Here is a 17877-nt window from a genome sequence, read left to right on the forward strand (position 1 = left end):
AATATGAGCTCGGCTTACTACTTACCTCGAAAACTGACAGCTAATGAGAAAATTTATACTCAGGAGGAGCTGCTTCTAGCTTCAGATTACATTGTCGTTTTGTCTGAACCGGGCGGCGGTAAGTCTTCATTGCTGGAAAGCATCGCGCAACGGTTAGGGGTGGCTTGCGTGACCGCTAACGTGTTCAGGCATCTGGGGAGCGAAGAGAAAAATACCTCTCTAGTCATAGATGCTTTTGATGAGCTGGCCAAGATCGATCAGTCTGGCATACACAGGCTATTTGCAAACGCTAAAAAGTCTGAAGCGAAGCTAGTTGTCATTTCGAGCCGGTCGAGTGAATGGGGTGCATCGTCGACTCAAGCATTTGCCGACTTCATGGGGCAGTCCCCGCTCGTGGTTCGATTATGTGAGTTCGATAAAAATGAGCAGAAAGCTATATTTGATAAACATGTGCCAGGGGAAGATTTTAAAGTATTTGAAGATGAAGTTTCGAGGTTTGACTTAGACTCATTGTTGCCTAACCCTCAATTCCTAAAGCTGTTCGCAGACGCATATGTAGAAAGTGGGCGGCATTTTGTAAATAAGCGGTCTATTTTTTCCTTGGCAGTAGAAAGGTTGTCAAGAGAAACAAATCCCAAAATTGCAAGTGGTCCTAATTCACTTTCAATAACTGAAAAGGTCTCATTTGCTTCTGAAATATTTGCCAAACTGCTTCTGAGTGGGGCTGACGGTGTAACTAAAAGCGAGGCGAATGAGAGTCGTGTTTATCCTTTTATGGGGTCACTCTCTGCCAGATATAATAAGTATGCTGATGTTATTGCTACGAGACTATTTAAGCCTGGAGATTATTCAGACCAGCATCGCCCTGTTCATAAGGTTGTTGTTGAATACTGTGCAGCGGGCTATTTAGTAGGTCGTATCGGAGCAGCTGCGGACTCCCTTACACTCACTAAGTGTCTACCTATTATTGCACCGAACACCATTGTTCGAGATGAACTGCGTGGGCTGGTTGGATGGATGGCTGCGCTAGGTAACCGAGATATCCAAATAGCGGCTATCCAGCTGGATCCGTATGCCGTGCTTGCTAACGGTGACCCTTCATCGCTTGAATCCTCTTCAAAGCATTTGCTTATTCGCAAACTTAAAGAAATTGAATCAATAGATCCTTATTTTAGAAGAGGTGATTTTGGGAGAAGTTTTAGTGCCGCTGGCTTTTTCACAAAGGATGTAATTGAGGAGGTTCGTCCGGTTTTAGTGTTGGGCAATGAGGGGCACCTTCGAGACCTAATTTTAGAATTGCTAATAAACTCAAAAGAAGCAAGGCAGGTTGAGAGTGAGTTAGTGGATATACTTCTTTCTACTTCAGAGTCTGAGAGCGCAAGATTGCTGGCAAGCAGGTGCTTGCTTGCGATTGAAGGTCGCGACTCCAAAACTGATCTAATAGCTTTGTACGCTGAGGCTACACATGCTTCTCTGCGAGTTGCTGCTGAAATTATTAAAGGCTCATGGATGCCGCCTTATGGTCGAGCAGATATTTTAGAGTTCCTCCGTGTTTGTGCCGAACTGTATCCGAAAAAGTACGACCCAAATGACAGGGTTGTAGAGTCTCGCTATTTTATAAAGCGTTTGATTGGGTCTCTAGATTTGGAAACCTCTGAGTGGCTTCTAGATAATCTGTATTTGGACCTGGTTTGTATTTGCGGGAAAGCAGTATATGAGTGTGGTTGCAAGACTGGTACTAGTAAGATTATTGGCTCATTACTTGATCGTTATTTCGGTGTGGTGGCTCCCCCTTATGACCCAGTAAAAATTTGGAAATGGGTTGAGAATTTAAACTACTACAATCAGATAGGAGCAAGCCAAAGTAAGTCTGTAGAAATTATGCAGGATGATGTCGAACTTCGCCAAGGCATAATGTCTCACGCTCTAGGGAAGTTGGCTGATTGCGAAGAGATAATTAATACGAAAATACATAAATTTGATTTTCACTCTCACTCTGGACTGGTTCTATGTCGCAGAGATATGAGATGTTTAGCTGACTTCGCCTTTGAGTCAAATAATCCAGTGTTATGGTCCACCTGTATTCCATTTCATCGAAAGCATCTTTCTAGCGATGCTAGAGGGTCTGACGATCTACGGAAACACCTACGCAATCAAGCGCTTATGAAGCCTGCTTTTATGCGAGAGTGGAGCAAGGTAAAAAGGCAAATGTCGGAGAGCGACCAGCGCTATGGCTTGCCTGCCAATTTCAGGAGAAAATTAAGAAAGGGGCGCCAGAAGCAAAAGATAATTCGTGAAAAAAATGCGCAATATCTGAAGGATAATAGACAAATAATCGAGTCAGGTTCGCACTGGAGATGGCTTGTGCGATTTTCAGATCTGGCGTTAACACACTCAGGCCAGATTGAAAGTGAACTTGGCGACGAGCGAATTGCAAGAAACGCCTTGAGAAATTGTATTGGATTTATAGCACCGAAGATTCCTAGTCTTACCGACGCTGCTACCCTATCCTACACGTCGAGTGGTTCGTTAGCTGTGCGTGTTTTATATGCGGCCTGCTTGGAAATAATGCGGGAAAAACACAGTTTAGAGGGTGTCGAACTACGGCTGCTGAAGGTGTTGAGGGGGAGTATAAATGTTCACTATAGCTCTGTGAGTAAAGAACAAAATAATGCGCTAAAAACTGAGATCGACCGGCTTATTTTTGCTGAAGAAGGAAGTGCTGAAGAGTTTATTAGGGATTATGTTGAAAGTCAGCTAGCGTTTCCTGAGCTTAAAAATCCTGATGTATGGCTCCTATACGGCGATGAGGCTTTTAGCAAGTTGCGTTCTACCCTGTCTATCGAATGGTTATCTCGATTTGAAGGTTTAAAGCTTGATACTGTGAATACTCTTTTTGATATTGCTGCTCAGGGCGAGAATCAAAGAGCTCTTAAAGCGATTATAGAGCAGCGCTGTGCTGCATTGCTCCCTTTAAATTCTGAAGAAGAATGTTGTTTAGATTTGACGCAGAGTCGCTTGTTCTGGTTTGTTAGCGCCTTCTACTTTTTAGATGATATATCACAGCCTCAGTGGGACTGGCTTCGCACTGAAGCAGATAACATCTTTGCATTTCATGAGCATTCGAGTTCCCATAGGCTTAATCATACGCAATGGCCCGCTTTGACAGCTCTGAAGGTAAAGGCTGTTCTTGATGCATTCGTCGATTACTGGCCAAGTGTGGAATTACCTAGTAATTGGGGGAGCGATAGTCCAAAGGAAGAAAAAGCTTATCGATTTATAAGGAATTTGGTCTGGAGCCTGAACACCATAGAAGCTGAGCAAGCCATACCCGTTGTTGCTGATCTTCTTGAAGATTTCCGCTATGAAGCAATGCATAAAGATTTAGCTAGTATCTATAGTGCTCAGCTTAGAGTACGTTCGCTAAAAAACTATCAGGCGCCTCTTCCGGCAGATGTGGTTAGTTTGCTAGAAGCTGATGCAGTAGTAACGGTAGAAGGATTGCGGCAACTTATAATTGATGAGCTTCAATTGCTTCAGGATGCTATAGATGGTGGTGAGTTTAATCCTGGAGATCGTTTTTATGAAAAAGAAGAACGCGTAGGCGAAATAAAGTGCACCGAAATTATTGCGGAGCGCCTAAGTATTCGGCTTGGATTTAAAGATATAGTTGTTATGCAAGAGCATTATCTAAAAGGAGGTAAGCGCAGTGATTTTACCGTGACGAAACTTGTCGGTGGTAAAAGAAAGCTTCTCGTTGCTGAGGTTAAAGGTCAATGGCATTCGGAACTGTACTGTGCGGCGCAAGGGCAGCTATATGAACGCTACTCTATTCATCCGGATGCAGAGAATCAGGGGATTTATCTCGTACTTTGGTTTGGCGGGGGCGAGCTCATAGCTGGTAGGAGAAATAAAGATATTACATCCGCGCAAGATTTAAAGTTCAGTATTGAGGCCAGTTTGCCGCAGACTTTGAAAGGGTTACTTGATGTTTTTGTGCTGGACCTATCTAAGCCTTGATGTTCGTCAAGTGCGTGGGTCAGTTAGAGTAAGCAGCCCGCGGGTGCGGGCTGATCAGGGGTTACGCGGCGAGTAGTTCTTCCAGGGAGATGTTATGAGCGACCGCTACCAAATCTGAATGATCAAGTCTTGAATGGAATGGACCGAAGCGAGGTACTTCCAGTCCGGACAACGCATCCCCCATTCCGCCTCTCTGGTAGCTGACGGCAAGTATCCGGGCGCCCAAAGCCATCAGTTGCTCGGTCGCCGCGTTCCACTCCTCATCCAATGCAAACCCAACCGCGCTCAATGCTGCCGCCTTGGCTTCATCTCCACGTTGGCGTGCATTCGTGATTTGGGTCTCAAGGGCATCAAGCTCTACTTGTAGAGCATTGAGAATCAGGTCTTGCCTTCTGACCTGCTCGTCTGTTGTTGCCAGTTGCTTGGCAGCTTTTTGCATTTCGCTGCTTGCTGATTTTTCCCCTTCGCTGTCGTCACTTGCCAGGCTTTTGGCGTAGGACGTTGCAGCGTCGCGCTCGGCTTGTTGTGCCTTTTCCAGTGCTTGATCGGCTTCTGATTGAATTGTCTGAAACCGCTCACTCAAGTGCGCTTTTTTCCGTTCCAGCGTTTCGACTTCAGCGGTTGCATTGGTCATTGCTTGAATCGCGTTAGCTTTGATCTGATCGATTTTTTCCAGACGTTCCAGGTGTTGGACCTTCCGATCAATTGATGCGAGCTCGCCTGCAATCGCATGTATGCGCGATTTGACGCTTGAAAGCATCTCCATAGCTTCGCGACCCTCAGGGCTCCCAATAACGTTGCCATTAGCACTGTATCCTCTTGGTGCATTACGCCATTCGGCTTCCAGTTGCGGCAGGTTTTCTTCCAGGGTTTCCAGTTCTTGAATCAAGGCGGCTTGTTGCTGTTTTAGCTGGTTCATGTTGAGTTCTCAAAGGCGAAGGTTGATTGGTTTTTTCGCTGGCGGGCCAGGCCAAGGTGAGCCTGCATTCCTCAAGGCGAGGCCGTTGTTAGGCCGCTTGGGAGCCGTGATCACCTTGTTCAGGTACCGCGACAACCACATAGCAGCGCTGCGAGCCCAGCCCTGGTAGTCGTACTGCGGTCGAAGCTTTGCCATCCTTACCAGGCTCTAAAACGCCTCGTCTCAGGAGCTCTTTGTTAACCGCGCTCAGGTTCATGCCTCGGAAGATTTCGGAGCGCCACGCTTCGGGCAACACGTAGTAGGTGTTGGTGGTGTGCAGGGCGTCGCCCATACCGTGTTCCATCGTCTTGCGAAAGCCCAGTCGATCAATCGTGCGTGGGCCGTGCTCATCGATTTTGGCGGCGGCAGATTCCCATCGGGTGAAGCGGCTTTCGCCAAAGCGCTCGATGACCTGCCTCAGCCGCACCAAAATCGCATCGCCCTCGAAGTTACCGGAGCCGCCGCGTTCGGCCAGCCACGCATGCAGGCATACCCGTGCAGCGGTCGTGGCCGTGCCATCCGGCCAGCCGGTAACGCCGAAGGCGGTGGCCAACTCTCCGGCCGCTGCTGCGAGGCCAAAGCGAAGGGCGGCACGCTGGGCCTGACCACTGGCTGAGGCGGGCAGGTTTTGGGTGATGAACTGCTCCACCGTGCGGCGAACGATCACCGACCACCTGAGCATTTCTCCAGGCGTACACAGTGCGTGCAGGAAGGCGGTGAGGGGGGTGCCGTAGTATTTGGCTACTCGGGCCTTGAGTGCGTCGGAGAGGGCAGCAGCGTCCTCAAAACCGTTCAGCGCATCGAACATGCCGAGGCCTTTGCCGGCATCCGCTGGCACGGCGAGCATGCGCACCTCCATACCGGCTTTCAGCTCCTTGTTGGCGTCTGCCATGTGCTGCGCCAATGTCTTCTCGCCCGTCGACAGAAACAGCAAGCGCCACTCCTGCACCTGTCGGCCAGCTTGTCCCCGATCATTGGCACGGGCCTTACCGGTGCCATTGCCGAGCATGTATACCGTTTCGCCAATGATGCGCGGGTCACACATACCGATTTCATCCAGCACCAGGAGGCCGTCTGAGTGTGCGGCGGCGATGGACTCCAAGGCGTTATCCGTGGAGCGCCACGAACGCACCAGGCGCGGCCCGCCATAAACCGAGGCGGCGACTTGTAGGTGAGTGGTCTTGCCCCCGGAACTGTCGCCGTACAGGTGGAAGCCGCCCGACTCATGTCCCAGCAGGTTCAGCAGAGGCCCAGCAAAGGCCACAGAGACGACAAACGCCAAGCGATGGTTACCAACGCACAGTGCGCCGATTTGCTGCTGCCATTGCTCCAGAGAGCCCGCCTCGCTGATCGGTGGCAACTGCGTACCGGCTTCATAAAAATGCAGGTGTTCGGCGTGTGAACCGATTTGCTGCTCGGGCAAAAGGAAGGCGCTTTCGTGCCACCCCAAGCGCGTCACCAATCGTGCGCGCTGGGCGCTGTCGAAGCCGCCGAGGTAACTCTGCAGGTCGTTGCGGGCATTGCGCCCTGATCGGCTTCCCGCGAGGCGCAGGCCCATGTCTACCAGTGGACCAAGTACGTCCTTGCCGAAGTCGCCGGTCATGGTCCGGGCCGGGATGTTCCAGCGCTTTTTGGCGCCGTCCGGGTCGTCGAATTCGACCAATAAACCCCAGTTGTGGCCCTTGTCGTCACGAGTGCGAGCGATGATTTCGAGAGGCGAACATACAGGACGCGCCTCGCCATCATCGCCGGAATAAAACAACCCTTCAGACGTCAGGCGAAAGCCGCCCGGCAATAAGTCATTTTTCGATTTCGCAGGGCGTTTGGCGGGCGCCTTGGCCTTCTGTTCTTGAGGTTCAGTTGGCTCAGCGGCACTGCCGAAAAACTCACCGCTGCGCACCAGCTCGGCGACGTGGGCAGCGGTCCAGCCTTTGGCTAACGCATCCGCTGCATCGTCGCCGTCTGCCCATTTTCCACCCTTGATGAGCGTGGGCTTTCCTCCTTTGCTGCTGGGCTTGAGCTTGAACACGTCGAGCGAGATTCGTTGTACCGAAGCGACGCCCAGCTCAATCAACTTGAGCTCGATGGCGCCCATGCAGGTCGTCCCGCTGGCATCGTTATCCGGCCATAGCACCACCGTGCGCCCTTTGAGTGGCGTCAGGTCGGCCTTGTGCCAAGAGTTGGAGCCGTTCGGCCAGCACGTGGCTACATGGTCGGGCATCAGTTCAGCTGCGGCATCAGCAGCCTTTTCGCCTTCACACAGCACCACAGGTGCATCGGCCCGCTGTGCCAGCTCATCCAGGCGCAGCAGTGGCCGAGGCTCCAGCAATCCTTGCCAGCGCCATTGCGTGGTTTGCCCATCGGAGCGCTTGCACCAGGTCAACGGTGCGAAAACCTTTCGCGGCTTGCCGTCTTCATCGGGACCCAAGTCGAAGCGATACAGCGCCATGACCGGCTGGCCCTGAGCATCGCGATAGATCCACACTTTGGACGGAACACCGTGTTGCCGGTGTTTGGTTGGACACTTGTTCATGGCCTCGGCCGGGATCGGTTGAATCGCAATCCACTCCGGCGTAGCGCTCTTGGCGGGTGCGCTTTTGGTGGTCGCGGAGCCAGCGGAAACGCTGAGCAGATCCGCCAGCTTTTTGCAGGCTTCAACATCTGTGCCGCCGTCGATGTAGCGCACCAGGTCGATCAGGTCGCCGCCCTTATCGCCGGTGGCAAAATCCGCCCAGGTGCCTTTGCTCAAATTGATCTTGAGTGAGCCTGCGCGTTTGTCCGTGCGGGTAGGGTTTGGTGCGGTGTATTCCTTGCCACCGTCGACGCGTTTACCGTTTGGCAGCCAGTGCGCAAGCACCCGATCTATGTTCTTCAGGGCAGCGCTTTTTACGTCAGCAAAGCTGGGGCGTTTTGAGGTGTTGCCGGTGGGCTGAGTCATGGTGTGGTCCTCGACTCAAGCAACGCCTCGTTCACGTCGTCGATCAGTGCCTTGGCCATTTCGCCGAGGTAGAACGCAGGCCAACTAAAACGCTCGCCCGCATCACTGATGGCGGCGTCGAGGATCAGTTGATTGGCGTGGTGCAGAATCTGGGAGACGGCTTCAAGTGCGTCCTCCAGCGGGATACCGGCATTCACCCGAAATAGGTTTTGGCCGTTACCGTTGGCCGGGGAAAACTCGGAGCGTCCAAGCGTGCTGGAGTGGGTCACAGCGCACCGCCTTTCTGGCCCATCGGCACAGACGAGGCATCACCGTACATGGTGAGTGTTTTGATCAAGCCCAAGGTGCCGCGCACATCCCAAATAACGGACGACAGCACGCGGTTGGAAAGCAGAGGTTTATCGCCGTCTAAGTGATCTTCCAGCAGCATGAGAACTGAATCGGCACGGTCTAGCGCACAGGTGATGGCGTCGATAGGCAGACCGGCTTCGGTGTCTTGACTGACGCAGAGCAGATCCTCGGGAAGTGCAAAGCCTGGGAGCATGCTCATTGAGCACCCCCTGCGACTTCCAGGGCGCGAGCCTTGGACATATGGGCGTTGTAACGGGAGAGACGTGTAGAAAGGCTGGAGTTGGCGTGTAAAGCGGCGAGAGCCATAGCTCGATGAGCGGCGGCGCGAATTTTGGACGGATTGAGGGCGTGCATTTGGTGAAGCTCCTGTATGTGAGGAGCTGCCACTGATCGTCGCCAAACGAATTAGGGTGGCAGCTGTGCGCAGGTTGGCGAACCGGGCATACAGGACCCCGGCAGACCCGAAGGTCTCCCACGCACAGCCGCCATAAAGCAGGAATGCGGGCACAAAAAAAGCGCCTGCAATCGGTATGGGGGCGCCTGTGCGCCTGCATGTACTCGGGTCGCCAAACCCGATCGCTGAATTTGCAGCGACGGTCAGAGAGTAACGCCCGTTTTTTGAAAGTGCAACTGTCCGCAACGCTTGCAGATTTTTTTGATGCGGAATAAATTGATCAGGCATGTAGATTTACCTCAACGCCTCCGGTTGCCGCCGGGGGCGTTTTCGTTTCAGGCATGGACTTCCCAGCTCAGGGAAACAAAGGGCAAAAGGTCGCCTTCGAGGCAGGCGCGTGCATCTTCGTAGGCGTCGATTTGTTGGCCTTCGTCGACGATGATTGCTTGCGGGGCTTGGCAAGGAAATGACAATGCGCACCAGATGCCGTCTGCCCAGCGCATCACCAAAACGTCCCGACTCAGGCGTTTTTGCTCTGTACGGTGGCGTTCGAAGCGTTGCATCCACCGAGGCGTAAATCCGACTGTTTTGAGTACAGAAAAGGGCTGCAAGATGGCCCTATTGGCGACACGATTCTTCATGCTGCCACCTGATCGCGGGCAGCGATGCGTGCTCGGGTCCATGCCTGAACTTCCCCCAATACCCACGCGACCGGAGCACTTCGGGCATTGCTCTTACTCAGCTTTACTGGCAACGGGAATCCGCTTTCAGGTTGACGCATCAGCTTGTAGATAGTCGGGCGTGCGAGCCCTACGATTGAAATGACCTCGGGCATGCGAATGAGGGTCATGGAGGGATCATGCGAGGGAATTGCTTTTAATACGGTAGTCATAGCGAGCTAACCCTTTGTTAATTGAGACAACGGGTCATACGCTACGCAGGGGAACGGGAGTGGACTGTGTCCGCTCCCTTTTTATTTCAGAGGTCTAAGGCCCAGAGCGGTCAAGTGCTCTCGAATGGTTTTTTTTGTGCCGAGGCCTTCCCGTTTGGAAAGAATATTGGTCAGTTCAGCATCGGAAAGACTTCGCATTTCAATTTTCCGACCGTTAATGATTTGCTCAGCAGCCGCCTTGATTTTTGCTCGTCTATCCACTGTGTCGGTCTGTATTTTTGAGCTGGGATCTCGGTTCCCCTTACCGGCTTCCTGGCCCCTTCTCGTCGCCTTTGTCGACAAGGCGTCGTCGAGAATTCGATGCATCAGGCTTGATGTGTTGAAGCCTTTTTTAAACACATCCATCTGCTCCACTTGACGATAAAGGCTCGCCATCAACAAAGCCTGGTTCGCCTCACCTAACAACGTAGCGAAGTCTTCTCGTGCTCGGATTTCGTTTCCGCTACTGCGGTCCCGCTCTTTTTCGATCAGGGCAAGATACTGGCGAGGTGAGTCATGTTTCAGCTGCTCTATCAGGTCTGCATCAATGTCGTAGGTCGCGAGTTCAAGGTCGAATAGCCAATTTGCGAGCGTCTCAACGGCCTGCGTTCCAAGTACCAGGGCGTAGGTAGCCACGAGCTGTGAGTCTGCTGCGGAACGGCTGACCCGAAGGAGCCCTCGAATCACGCTTGGCAACGAGCCTGCTTCCGCAGAGTCGGCATGGTCGTAGATGGCATCACGTAAGGGGTAAAGGGTTCGTGTGATCGATTCTGCACCTGGGGAGTAGGAATCCTCCTCAAGCCAGAACGATGTGGCTGTGTTGATCAGATCGAAAGCACTTTTGAAGTGTTCGTTGAACTGCGGAAACAGCGCAAGACTGCGAACGGCTGCCTCGACATCGTCCTGATCCCACACCAGGCACGTTACGTCGAAACCTGCGATTTCGAGTTCGAGCTCTTCTGCCTCAATGCCCCGCTCAAAGTCCATTTAGATCTCCCCGCCGCCCCGGAGCCGATAGGCTGTTACAGCGATTTGCAGGTGGAGGCGCCAATGCCAGCAGGGTTGAGGGCGTGGCTTTTCTGTAACACGACTGCTCGATGTAACACGTGGCGTTCAGAAGCTTTGCAGTGCGTGTAACGCTAAATATATTCAATAAATACAATGGGTTATTGGTTGGCGTAACACGCGTAACACCCGTAACACCATTTTTGAAGGGGTATAGGGTTGACGGCTTCACATGGCCTTCCCAAATTGACCTTGCACTACATTTCCGGCCTCTAGGGAATCAAGGTGATCGGCGTACCATTGCATCATTTTTACGCGTTGCTCAAAGTATTGGGCCTTGTTGTATACCCCTGAGACGCCTTCCTCTTTGTGAGCCAACTGCGCTTCAACATGTTCCTTCGGCCAGCCATGTTCTCGAAGTAACGTGCTCGCGGTGTGTCGAGTACCGTGTCCTACTAGACGCCCTTTGTAGCCGATGGTAGCGAAGACTTTGTTGATTGTGTTTTCGCTGATGGTTGGGTTCTTTGCTCCGACGCCGGGGAAAAGCCAGCGACTCCGTCCCGTTAAACAGTGCAGGTCCCTCAGTGCTGTAACGGCTTGGTGGGGAAGGGGGCATACAAAATCCCGGCGCATCTTCATCTTGGCAGCAGGCGTCGTCCAAATGGCCTTCTCAAGGTCGAACTCTTTCCATTCAGCCAAGCGGACCATGCCTGGGCGGGACGCCGTCCAGATACAAAGCCATGCGGCGGTGCGTGCCGTCAGTCTGCTCGGAGTGTTTTTGAGTGCTTGGAGGAATTCAGCCAGTTCAGGCTCCAGCAAGTGTGGATGCTGCTGAGTCTTGGGTGCCTGGGCAGCAATGTCGCGAAGGCGGCTGCCCGGATCGTTTTCGGTGAGTCCTAAACCAATTGCTCGACCGAAGATTTGGTTGATCCAGGTGCGGCACTTTTCCGCCACGTTGTGAGCGTCTCTAGCTTCTAGGGACGCCTGGAGATCTGCACAGTCGGTGCGGGTGATTTCGTCGAGGGGCTTATCTCCCAATGCCGGGAGTATGTCCTTGTCGAGGTAGGTGCGGATTTTGTGAATGGTAGAGAGTGCGAGGCCCTTTTCTTCTTTGGCCTTGAGCCAAGCTTCAGCGGCAGCTCGAAACGTTCGGGCCTTGGCCGCATCAATTGCAGCTTTAGCGGATCGTTTCTGCTCCAGGGGATCGGCGCCACTACTCACTACTTTGCGTAGATCGGCAGCTTTGTCTCTTGCCAGCGCACCACTGACCTCTGGGTAACCCCCGAGCCCCATCCAAGCCCAATTGCCCGCCGGACGTTTGTAGCGTAGCTGCCAGGATTTACCACCATCAGGTTTGACCCTGAAGTAGAGGCCGTTACCGTCTAGCTCCCGGTATTCCTTTGACTCCGGCTCCAGCCCTACAAGCGTTGTGTCTGCGAGAGGGCGGCGCTTGATATCTGCGCGCTTCATCCTTGTATCCCAAAGTTCGGTATTTTTCTCAGGATACAAGCAGGGATACAGGGATACAACGGATAAGGGGATACAGAGGTAGATAGCCAGAAACAAAAAAACCGGCTCAAGTGGCCGGTTTCTCTGGTGCTGAGAGCCTGGTAGAGACTTTCAGATACTGCTATATGGTGCCCCGAGGGAGACTCGAACTCCCACTCCTTTCGAAAACGGATTTTGAATCCGCCGCGTCTACCAATTCCGCCATCAGGGCTCAATGGCGGCGAAGTATAGAGATGAGATTACCGTTGGTCAATCACGTTTCATGGTCAATTTTCACTATTTCCGCTAGACTTCCCGGCCCTGCTAGACGAACCCCATCATGCGCGTTGCTGACTTTACTTTTGAGCTCCCTGATTCGCTGATCGCTCGCCATCCTTTGGCCGAGCGTCGCGCCAGTCGACTGCTGACCCTGGACGGGGTCAGCGGTGCCCTCGCACACCGTCAATTCACTGATTTGCTTGAGCATTTACGCCCAGGCGACTTGATGGTTTTCAACAATACCCGGGTGATTCCGGCTCGCCTTTTTGGCCAGAAAGCATCCGGCGGCAAGCTGGAAATTCTGGTGGAGCGGGTGCTGGACAGCCATCGCGTGCTGGCCCATGTGCGCTCCAGCAAGTCGCCGAAACCGGGTTCGAAGATCCTTATCGATGGCGGTGGCGAAGCAGAAATGCTGGCCCGTCATGATGCGTTGTTCGAGCTTGGGTTTGCCGAAGAAGTGTTGCCGCTGCTGGAACGCGTCGGCCATATGCCGTTGCCTCCTTATATAGACCGCCCGGATGAAGACTCGGACCGCGAGCGTTATCAGACGGTGTATTCCCAGCGACTGGGCGCGGTGGCTGCACCGACGGCGGGGCTGCATTTCGACCAGCCGCTGCTGGATGCGATTGCCGCCAAAGGCGTTGAAACGGCCTATGTGACCCTGCACGTGGGGGCCGGCACGTTTCAGCCGGTGCGTGTGGATAACATCGAAGACCACCATATGCACAGCGAGTGGCTGGAAGTCAGCCAGGACGTCGTGGATGCGGTTGAAGCGTGCAAGGCGCGCGGCGGGCGGGTGGTGGCGGTCGGTACGACCAGCGTGCGCTCGCTGGAAAGCGCGGCGCGCGATGGCGTGCTCAAGCCGTTCAGTGGCGACACAGACATCTTTATCTACCCGGGCCGGCCGTTTCATGTGGTCGATGCCCTGGTGACCAATTTCCATTTGCCGGAATCCACGCTGTTGATGCTGGTGTCGGCATTTGCCGGTTATCCCGAGACCATGGCCGCTTATCAAGCCGCCATCGATAACGGATACCGTTTTTTCAGCTACGGTGATGCGATGTTTATCACCCGTAATCCGGCGCCGCGCGGCCCAGAGGAACAATCATGAGTCGTATGTCGTTTGAATTGCTGGCCACGGATGGTAAAGCTCGCCGCGGCCGTTTGACTTTCCCTCGCGGTACCGTCGAGACCCCGGCTTTTATGCCGGTCGGTACCTACGGCACGGTAAAAGGCATGCTGCCGCGTGACATCGTCGCCACGGGCGCCGAGATCATCCTCGGCAACACCTTCCACCTGTGGCTGCGCCCGGGCACCGAAGTGATCAAGAAGCATGGCGACCTGCATGACTTCATGAAGTGGCAAGGCCCGATCCTCACTGACTCCGGTGGTTTCCAGGTGTTCAGCCTGGGCGCCATGCGCAAGATCAAGGAGGAGGGCGTGACCTTCGCCTCCCCGGTGGACGGCGCCAAAGTGTTCATGGGCCCGGAAGAGTCGATGCAGGTGCAACGTGACCTGGGCTCCGACATCGTGATGATTTTCGACGAGTGCACGCCGTACCCGGCCGATGAAGACGTCGCGCGGATTTCCATGGAACTGTCGTTGCGTTGGGCCCAGCGCTCGAAAAACGCCCATGGCGATAACACCGCTGCCCTGTTCGGTATCGTGCAGGGCGGCATGCATGAAAGCTTGCGCAAGCGCTCGCTGGACGGCCTGGACAAGATCGGCTTCGACGGCTTGGCCATCGGCGGCCTGTCGGTGGGCGAGCCCAAGCACGAGATGATCAAGGTGCTGGATTACCTGCCGGGCCTGATGCCGGCTGACAAACCTCGTTACCTTATGGGCGTTGGCAAACCGGAGGATCTCGTAGAGGGTGTGCGCCGCGGTGTGGACATGTTCGATTGCGTGATGCCAACCCGTAATGCCCGCAATGGGCATCTGTTCATCGATACAGGCGTGCTGAAGATCCGTAACGCGTTCCATCGCCATGATGAATCGCCGCTGGATCCTACCTGTGACTGCTACACCTGCCAGAACTTCTCGCGCGCTTATCTGCACCATCTGGACAAGTGTGGGGAAATGCTGGGTAGCATGTTGAATACCATCCACAATTTGCGTCACTACCAAGTCCTGATGGCTGGTTTGCGCGAGGCTATTCAACAGGGTACATTGGCCGCCTTCGTCGATGCCTTCTATGCCAAGCGCGGGCTGCCTGTGCCGCCCTTGGACTGAGTTTTCCGACCCTAAGATTCACTATTTGCAACTGGAGTGCTAAATGAGCTTTTTTATCTCTAATGCCATGGCTGATGCCGCTGCACCGGCCGCTGCCGGTCCTATGGGCGGTGGTTTTGAGTGGATTTTCCTGGTCGGCTTCCTGGTCATCTTCTACCTGATGATCTGGCGTCCACAGGCCAAGCGCGCCAAAGAGCAGAAGAACCTGCTGGGCAGCTTGCAGAAAGGCGACGAAGTCGTGACCACTGGCGGCATCGCCGGCAAGATCACTAAAGTGTCCGACGCTTTCGTGGTTCTGGAAGTCTCCGACACCGTAGAAATGAAGTTCCAGAAGGGCGCCATCGCTGCCACGCTGCCAAAAGGCACGCTCAAAGCGATCTAAGTAACAACCTTTACCAATCGACGGGGCGCGCAAGGCGCCCCGCGTTATAAGCGGGCGGCGTGATGCTGAACAAATACCCTCTGTGGAAATACGTACTGATCCTGGCGGTGCTGGCGATCGGTTTTATTTATTCCGCTCCCAATCTCTATCCTGATGACCCGGCTATCCAGATCACTGGCGCCAGCACTGCGCTGCAGGTCAATCAGGCTGATCTGGACCGTGCGAGCAAAGCGCTCACCGACGCGGGTATCCAGGTTAAAGCGGCAAGTTTGGCTGCTGATGCGAAGGGCGGCTTGTTGCGCCTGACCAAGCAAGAAGACCAATTGCCGGCAAAAGACGTTGTGCGCAAGGTCATGGGTGATGACTACGTCGTCGCACTGAACCTGGCACAGACCACGCCAAAATGGCTGCGCGCGATCGGCGCACACCCGATGAAGCTGGGTCTGGACTTGTCCGGTGGTGTGCACTTCCTGCTGGAAGTGGACATGGACAAGGCCCTCGACGCTCGCCTGAAAGTCTACGAAGGCGATGTGAAGAGCCTGCTGCGTAAAGAGCGCCTGCGTTATCGCAGCCTGCCGCAGCTCAACGGTGCCATCCAGCTGGGCTTTGCTGACGAAGCAACCCGCGAACAGGCCCGTGCGCTGATCCGCAAGAACTTCAACGATTTCGACATTGTTCCGGCCGACCTCAATGGTCAGGCGGTACTGCGTCTGGCGATGACCCCGGCCAAGCTGGCGGAAATCCGTGAATACTCGATCAAGCAGAACTTGACCACGGTACGTAACCGCGTCAACGAGCTGGGTGTGGCCGAGCCGATCGTTCAGCGCCAGGGTGCCAACCGCATCGTGGTTGAACTGCCGGGCGTGCAGGACACCGCTGAAGCCAAGCGTATCCTGGGTAAAACAGCCAACCTGGAATTCCGCCTGGCGGCTGAGCCGGGTGCTACCCGTGCTACTGCAGAAGAGTTCGAGTTCCGTGAAGGCAATCGTCCACCTGCACTGATCGAGCGTGGCTTGATCATTACGGGTGACCAGGTGACCGACGCCAAGGCTGGTTTCGGCGAGCACGGTACGCCTGAAGTGAACATCCGCCTGGATGGCCACGGCGGCGAACTGATGAGCCGCGCAACCCGCAGCAACGTCGGTCGCAGCATGGCGGTGATCTTCATCGAGCAGCGTCCTGTCACCACCTACACCAAGCAAGTGGTCGACGGCGTCGAGAAAGACGTGCCGGTACAGACCTTTAAAGAAGAGAAGAAGATCATCAGCCTGGCGACCATCCAGTCGCCGCTGGGTGCTCAATTCCGCATCACCGGCCTGAACGGCCAGGGTGAGTCATCCGAACTGGCGCTGCTGCTGCGTGCCGGTGGCCTGGCCGCCCCGATGTACTTCGCTGAAGAACGTACCATCGGCCCGAGCCTGGGTGCTGACAACATCACCAAGGGTATCGACGCTGCACTGTGGGGCATGCTGTTCGTCTCCCTGTTCATCATCGCCATCTATCGCTTCTTCGGCGTCATCGCCACCGTCGCGCTGGCGGGCAACATGGTGATGCTGCTGGCCCTGATGTCGCTGCTGGGTGCAACGCTGACCCTGCCAGGTATCGCCGGTATCGTACTCACCATGGGTATGGCGGTTGACGCCAACGTACTGATCTTCTCGCGGATTCGTGAAGAGATTGCTGCGGGCATGACCGTGCAACGGGCAATCAACGAAGGCTTCGGCCGGGCATTTACTGCAATTCTCGACTCCAACCTGACCACCCTGTTGGTCGGCGGGATTCTCTTTGCCATGGGCACCGGCCCGGTCAAAGGTTTTGCGGTGACCATGTCCCTCGGTATCTTTACCTCGATGTTCACGGCCATCATGGTGACCCGCGCAATGGTCAACCTGATCTTTGGCGGACGTGACTTCAAGAAGTTGTGGATTTAAGGGGCTGCCATGTTACGTACAATCAACTTCATGGGCGTTCGCAACGTTGCGTTCGGCTTCACCATGCTCCTTACCGTTCTGGCGTTGTTCAGCTGGTTCCATAAGGGCCTGAACTACGGTCTGGACTTCACCGGCGGTACGCTCATCGAGCTGACCTACGAGAAGCCGGCCGACGTTAGCCTGGTGCGCAACGAGCTGGTCAAGGCCGGCTATCACGAAGCCATCGTCCAGAGCTTTGGTGCAACCACTGACCTGCTGGTGCGTATGCCGGGCGAAGACCCGCAACTGGGTCACCAGGTAGCCGAGGCCTTGCAGAAGGTCGGCGGCGACAACCCGGCGTCGGTCAAGCGCGTCGAGTTCGTGGGCCCGCAGGTAGGTGAAGAACTGCGTGACCAAGGCGGCCTCGGCATGCTGATGGCGCTGGTCGGCATCATGATCTACCTGGCTTTCCGCTTTCAGTGGAAGTTCGGTGTCGGCGCCATTGTGTCGCTGATCCACGACGTGATCGTGACCGTGGGTATCCTGGCCTACTTCCAGATCACCTTCGACCTGACGGTATTGGCGGCGGTGCTGGCAATCATTGGCTACTCCCTCAACGACACCATCGTGGTATTCGACCGGGTTCGTGAGAACTTCCGGGTGCTGCGCAAGGCGACGTTGATCGAGAACATCAACATCTCCACCACCCAGACCCTGCTGCGCACCATGGCGACGTCGATCTCCACCTTGCTGGCGATTGCCGCACTGATGGTGTTCGGTGGCGACAACCTGTGGGGCTTCTCGCTGTCGCTGTTCATCGGCGTGCTGGCGGGTACCTACTCGTCGATCTACATCGCCAACGTGGTACTGATCTGGCTGAACCTCAACAGCGAAGACTTGATCCCTCCTGCCAGCACCGGCAAGGAGGTCGACGACCGCCCTTGATGGGTGATTGTTGATCTGCTGTTACAAATAAGGCGCGAGTATTG

General features: G+C 54.6%; 14 protein-coding genes and 1 tRNA gene. 6 read left to right on the forward strand and 9 right to left on the reverse strand.

Translation table 11 applies throughout. The features are described 5' to 3' along the window. The first annotated feature begins 3 nt into the window (after nt 1-3). On the forward strand, nt 4-4020 hold the full coding sequence (locus HX786_RS11435; RefSeq protein ID WP_178912073.1) for a hypothetical protein: 4017 nt from the start codon (nt 4-6) through the stop codon (nt 4018-4020). Nucleotides 4021-4081: 61 nt separating this feature from the next. Here HX786_RS11435 and HX786_RS11440 read toward each other — a convergent pair whose 3' ends face one another. The 9 genes from HX786_RS11440 to HX786_RS11480 all read right to left on the reverse strand — a co-directional run bounded on the left by HX786_RS11440 (nt 4082) and on the right by HX786_RS11480 (nt 12317). After that, nucleotides 4082-4939: a hypothetical protein gene (locus HX786_RS11440; RefSeq protein ID WP_178912074.1), complete on the reverse strand. Its 858-nt coding sequence runs from the start codon at nt 4937-4939 to the stop codon at nt 4082-4084. Between the two features lie 88 nt (nt 4940-5027). Beyond that, nucleotides 5028-7916 (reverse strand): DUF927 domain-containing protein, encoded by a 2889-nt coding sequence (locus HX786_RS11445; protein ID WP_178912075.1) that lies wholly within the window; start codon nt 7914-7916, stop codon nt 5028-5030. Beyond that, on the reverse strand, nt 7913-8185 hold the full coding sequence (locus tag HX786_RS11450; RefSeq protein ID WP_178912076.1) for a DUF3077 domain-containing protein: 273 nt from the start codon (nt 8183-8185) through the stop codon (nt 7913-7915). Before HX786_RS11450 ends, HX786_RS11445 begins: the two co-directional genes overlap by 4 nt. Next, on the reverse strand, nt 8182-8466 hold the full coding sequence (locus HX786_RS11455; protein ID WP_178912077.1) for a hypothetical protein: 285 nt from the start codon (nt 8464-8466) through the stop codon (nt 8182-8184). The genes HX786_RS11450 and HX786_RS11455 overlap by 4 nt, the downstream gene beginning before the upstream one ends. A 530-nt stretch (nt 8467-8996) precedes the next feature. Next, nucleotides 8997-9302: a hypothetical protein gene (locus HX786_RS11460; protein WP_178912078.1), complete on the reverse strand. Its 306-nt coding sequence runs from the start codon at nt 9300-9302 to the stop codon at nt 8997-8999. Then, on the reverse strand, nt 9299-9553 hold the full coding sequence (locus HX786_RS11465) for an AlpA family transcriptional regulator (protein WP_178912079.1): 255 nt from the start codon (nt 9551-9553) through the stop codon (nt 9299-9301). Before HX786_RS11465 ends, HX786_RS11460 begins: the two co-directional genes overlap by 4 nt. A gap of 81 nt (nt 9554-9634) precedes the next feature. Continuing rightward, nucleotides 9635-10579, reverse strand: a complete 945-nt coding sequence (locus tag HX786_RS11470) for a hypothetical protein (protein ID WP_178912080.1) — start codon at nt 10577-10579, stop codon at nt 9635-9637. A 246-nt stretch (nt 10580-10825) separates the two neighbouring features. Further along, nucleotides 10826-12067: a tyrosine-type recombinase/integrase gene (locus tag HX786_RS11475; RefSeq protein ID WP_178912081.1), complete on the reverse strand. Its 1242-nt coding sequence runs from the start codon at nt 12065-12067 to the stop codon at nt 10826-10828. Nucleotides 12068-12232: 165 nt separating this feature from the next. Then, nucleotides 12233-12317, reverse strand: a tRNA-Leu gene (locus HX786_RS11480). A 108-nt stretch (nt 12318-12425) separates the two neighbouring features. Between HX786_RS11480 and queA the strand changes: the two genes are divergently transcribed. The 5 genes from queA to secF all read left to right on the forward strand — a co-directional run bounded on the left by queA (nt 12426) and on the right by secF (nt 17833). Further along, a complete protein-coding gene (gene queA / locus HX786_RS11485; RefSeq protein WP_008438293.1) occupies nt 12426-13475 on the forward strand; it encodes a tRNA preQ1(34) S-adenosylmethionine ribosyltransferase-isomerase QueA in 1050 nt (349 codons plus the stop codon). A 5-nt stretch (nt 13476-13480) separates the two neighbouring features. Continuing rightward, nucleotides 13481-14596, forward strand: a complete 1116-nt coding sequence (gene tgt, locus HX786_RS11490; RefSeq protein ID WP_166742186.1) for a tRNA guanosine(34) transglycosylase Tgt — start codon at nt 13481-13483, stop codon at nt 14594-14596. A gap of 43 nt (nt 14597-14639) precedes the next feature. Next, a complete protein-coding gene (gene yajC, locus HX786_RS11495; RefSeq protein ID WP_003175975.1) occupies nt 14640-14978 on the forward strand; it encodes a preprotein translocase subunit YajC in 339 nt (112 codons plus the stop codon). A 62-nt stretch (nt 14979-15040) separates the two neighbouring features. Beyond that, nucleotides 15041-16909, forward strand: coding sequence for a protein translocase subunit SecD (secD, locus tag HX786_RS11500; RefSeq protein ID WP_003210312.1), 1869 nt, complete (start codon nt 15041-15043; stop codon nt 16907-16909). A gap of 9 nt (nt 16910-16918) precedes the next feature. Further along, nucleotides 16919-17833 (forward strand): protein translocase subunit SecF, encoded by a 915-nt coding sequence (gene secF, locus HX786_RS11505; protein WP_003210311.1) that lies wholly within the window; start codon nt 16919-16921, stop codon nt 17831-17833. Nucleotides 17834-17877 lie beyond the last annotated feature (44 nt).

The organism is Pseudomonas sp. 21615526 (assembly GCF_013386245.1).
GTDB lineage: Bacteria > Pseudomonadota > Gammaproteobacteria > Pseudomonadales > Pseudomonadaceae > Aquipseudomonas.

Bases quoted from the DNA above. Each gene is read 5' to 3' on its own strand.
- HX786_RS11465 (WP_178912079.1), bottom strand. From the start codon at position 9,553: ATGACTACCGTATTAAAAGCAATTCCCTCGCATGATCCCTCCATGACC.
- HX786_RS11470 (WP_178912080.1), bottom strand. From the start codon at position 10,579: ATGGACTTTGAGCGGGGCATTGAGGCAGAAGAGCTCGAACTCGAAATC.
- tgt (WP_166742186.1), top strand. From the start codon at position 13,481: ATGTCGTTTGAATTGCTGGCCACGGATGGTAAAGCTCGCCGCGGCCGT.
- HX786_RS11475 (WP_178912081.1), bottom strand. From the start codon at position 12,067: ATGAAGCGCGCAGATATCAAGCGCCGCCCTCTCGCAGACACAACGCTT.
- yajC (WP_003175975.1), top strand. From the start codon at position 14,640: ATGAGCTTTTTTATCTCTAATGCCATGGCTGATGCCGCTGCACCGGCC.
- HX786_RS11435 (WP_178912073.1), top strand. From the start codon at position 4: ATGAGCTCGGCTTACTACTTACCTCGAAAACTGACAGCTAATGAGAAA.
- HX786_RS11455 (WP_178912077.1), bottom strand. From the start codon at position 8,466: ATGAGCATGCTCCCAGGCTTTGCACTTCCCGAGGATCTGCTCTGCGTC.
- queA (WP_008438293.1), top strand. From the start codon at position 12,426: ATGCGCGTTGCTGACTTTACTTTTGAGCTCCCTGATTCGCTGATCGCT.
- HX786_RS11440 (WP_178912074.1), bottom strand. From the start codon at position 4,939: ATGAACCAGCTAAAACAGCAACAAGCCGCCTTGATTCAAGAACTGGAA.
- secF (WP_003210311.1), top strand. From the start codon at position 16,919: ATGTTACGTACAATCAACTTCATGGGCGTTCGCAACGTTGCGTTCGGC.
- HX786_RS11445 (WP_178912075.1), bottom strand. From the start codon at position 7,916: ATGACTCAGCCCACCGGCAACACCTCAAAACGCCCCAGCTTTGCTGAC.
- HX786_RS11460 (WP_178912078.1), bottom strand. From the start codon at position 9,302: ATGAAGAATCGTGTCGCCAATAGGGCCATCTTGCAGCCCTTTTCTGTA.
- secD (WP_003210312.1), top strand. From the start codon at position 15,041: ATGCTGAACAAATACCCTCTGTGGAAATACGTACTGATCCTGGCGGTG.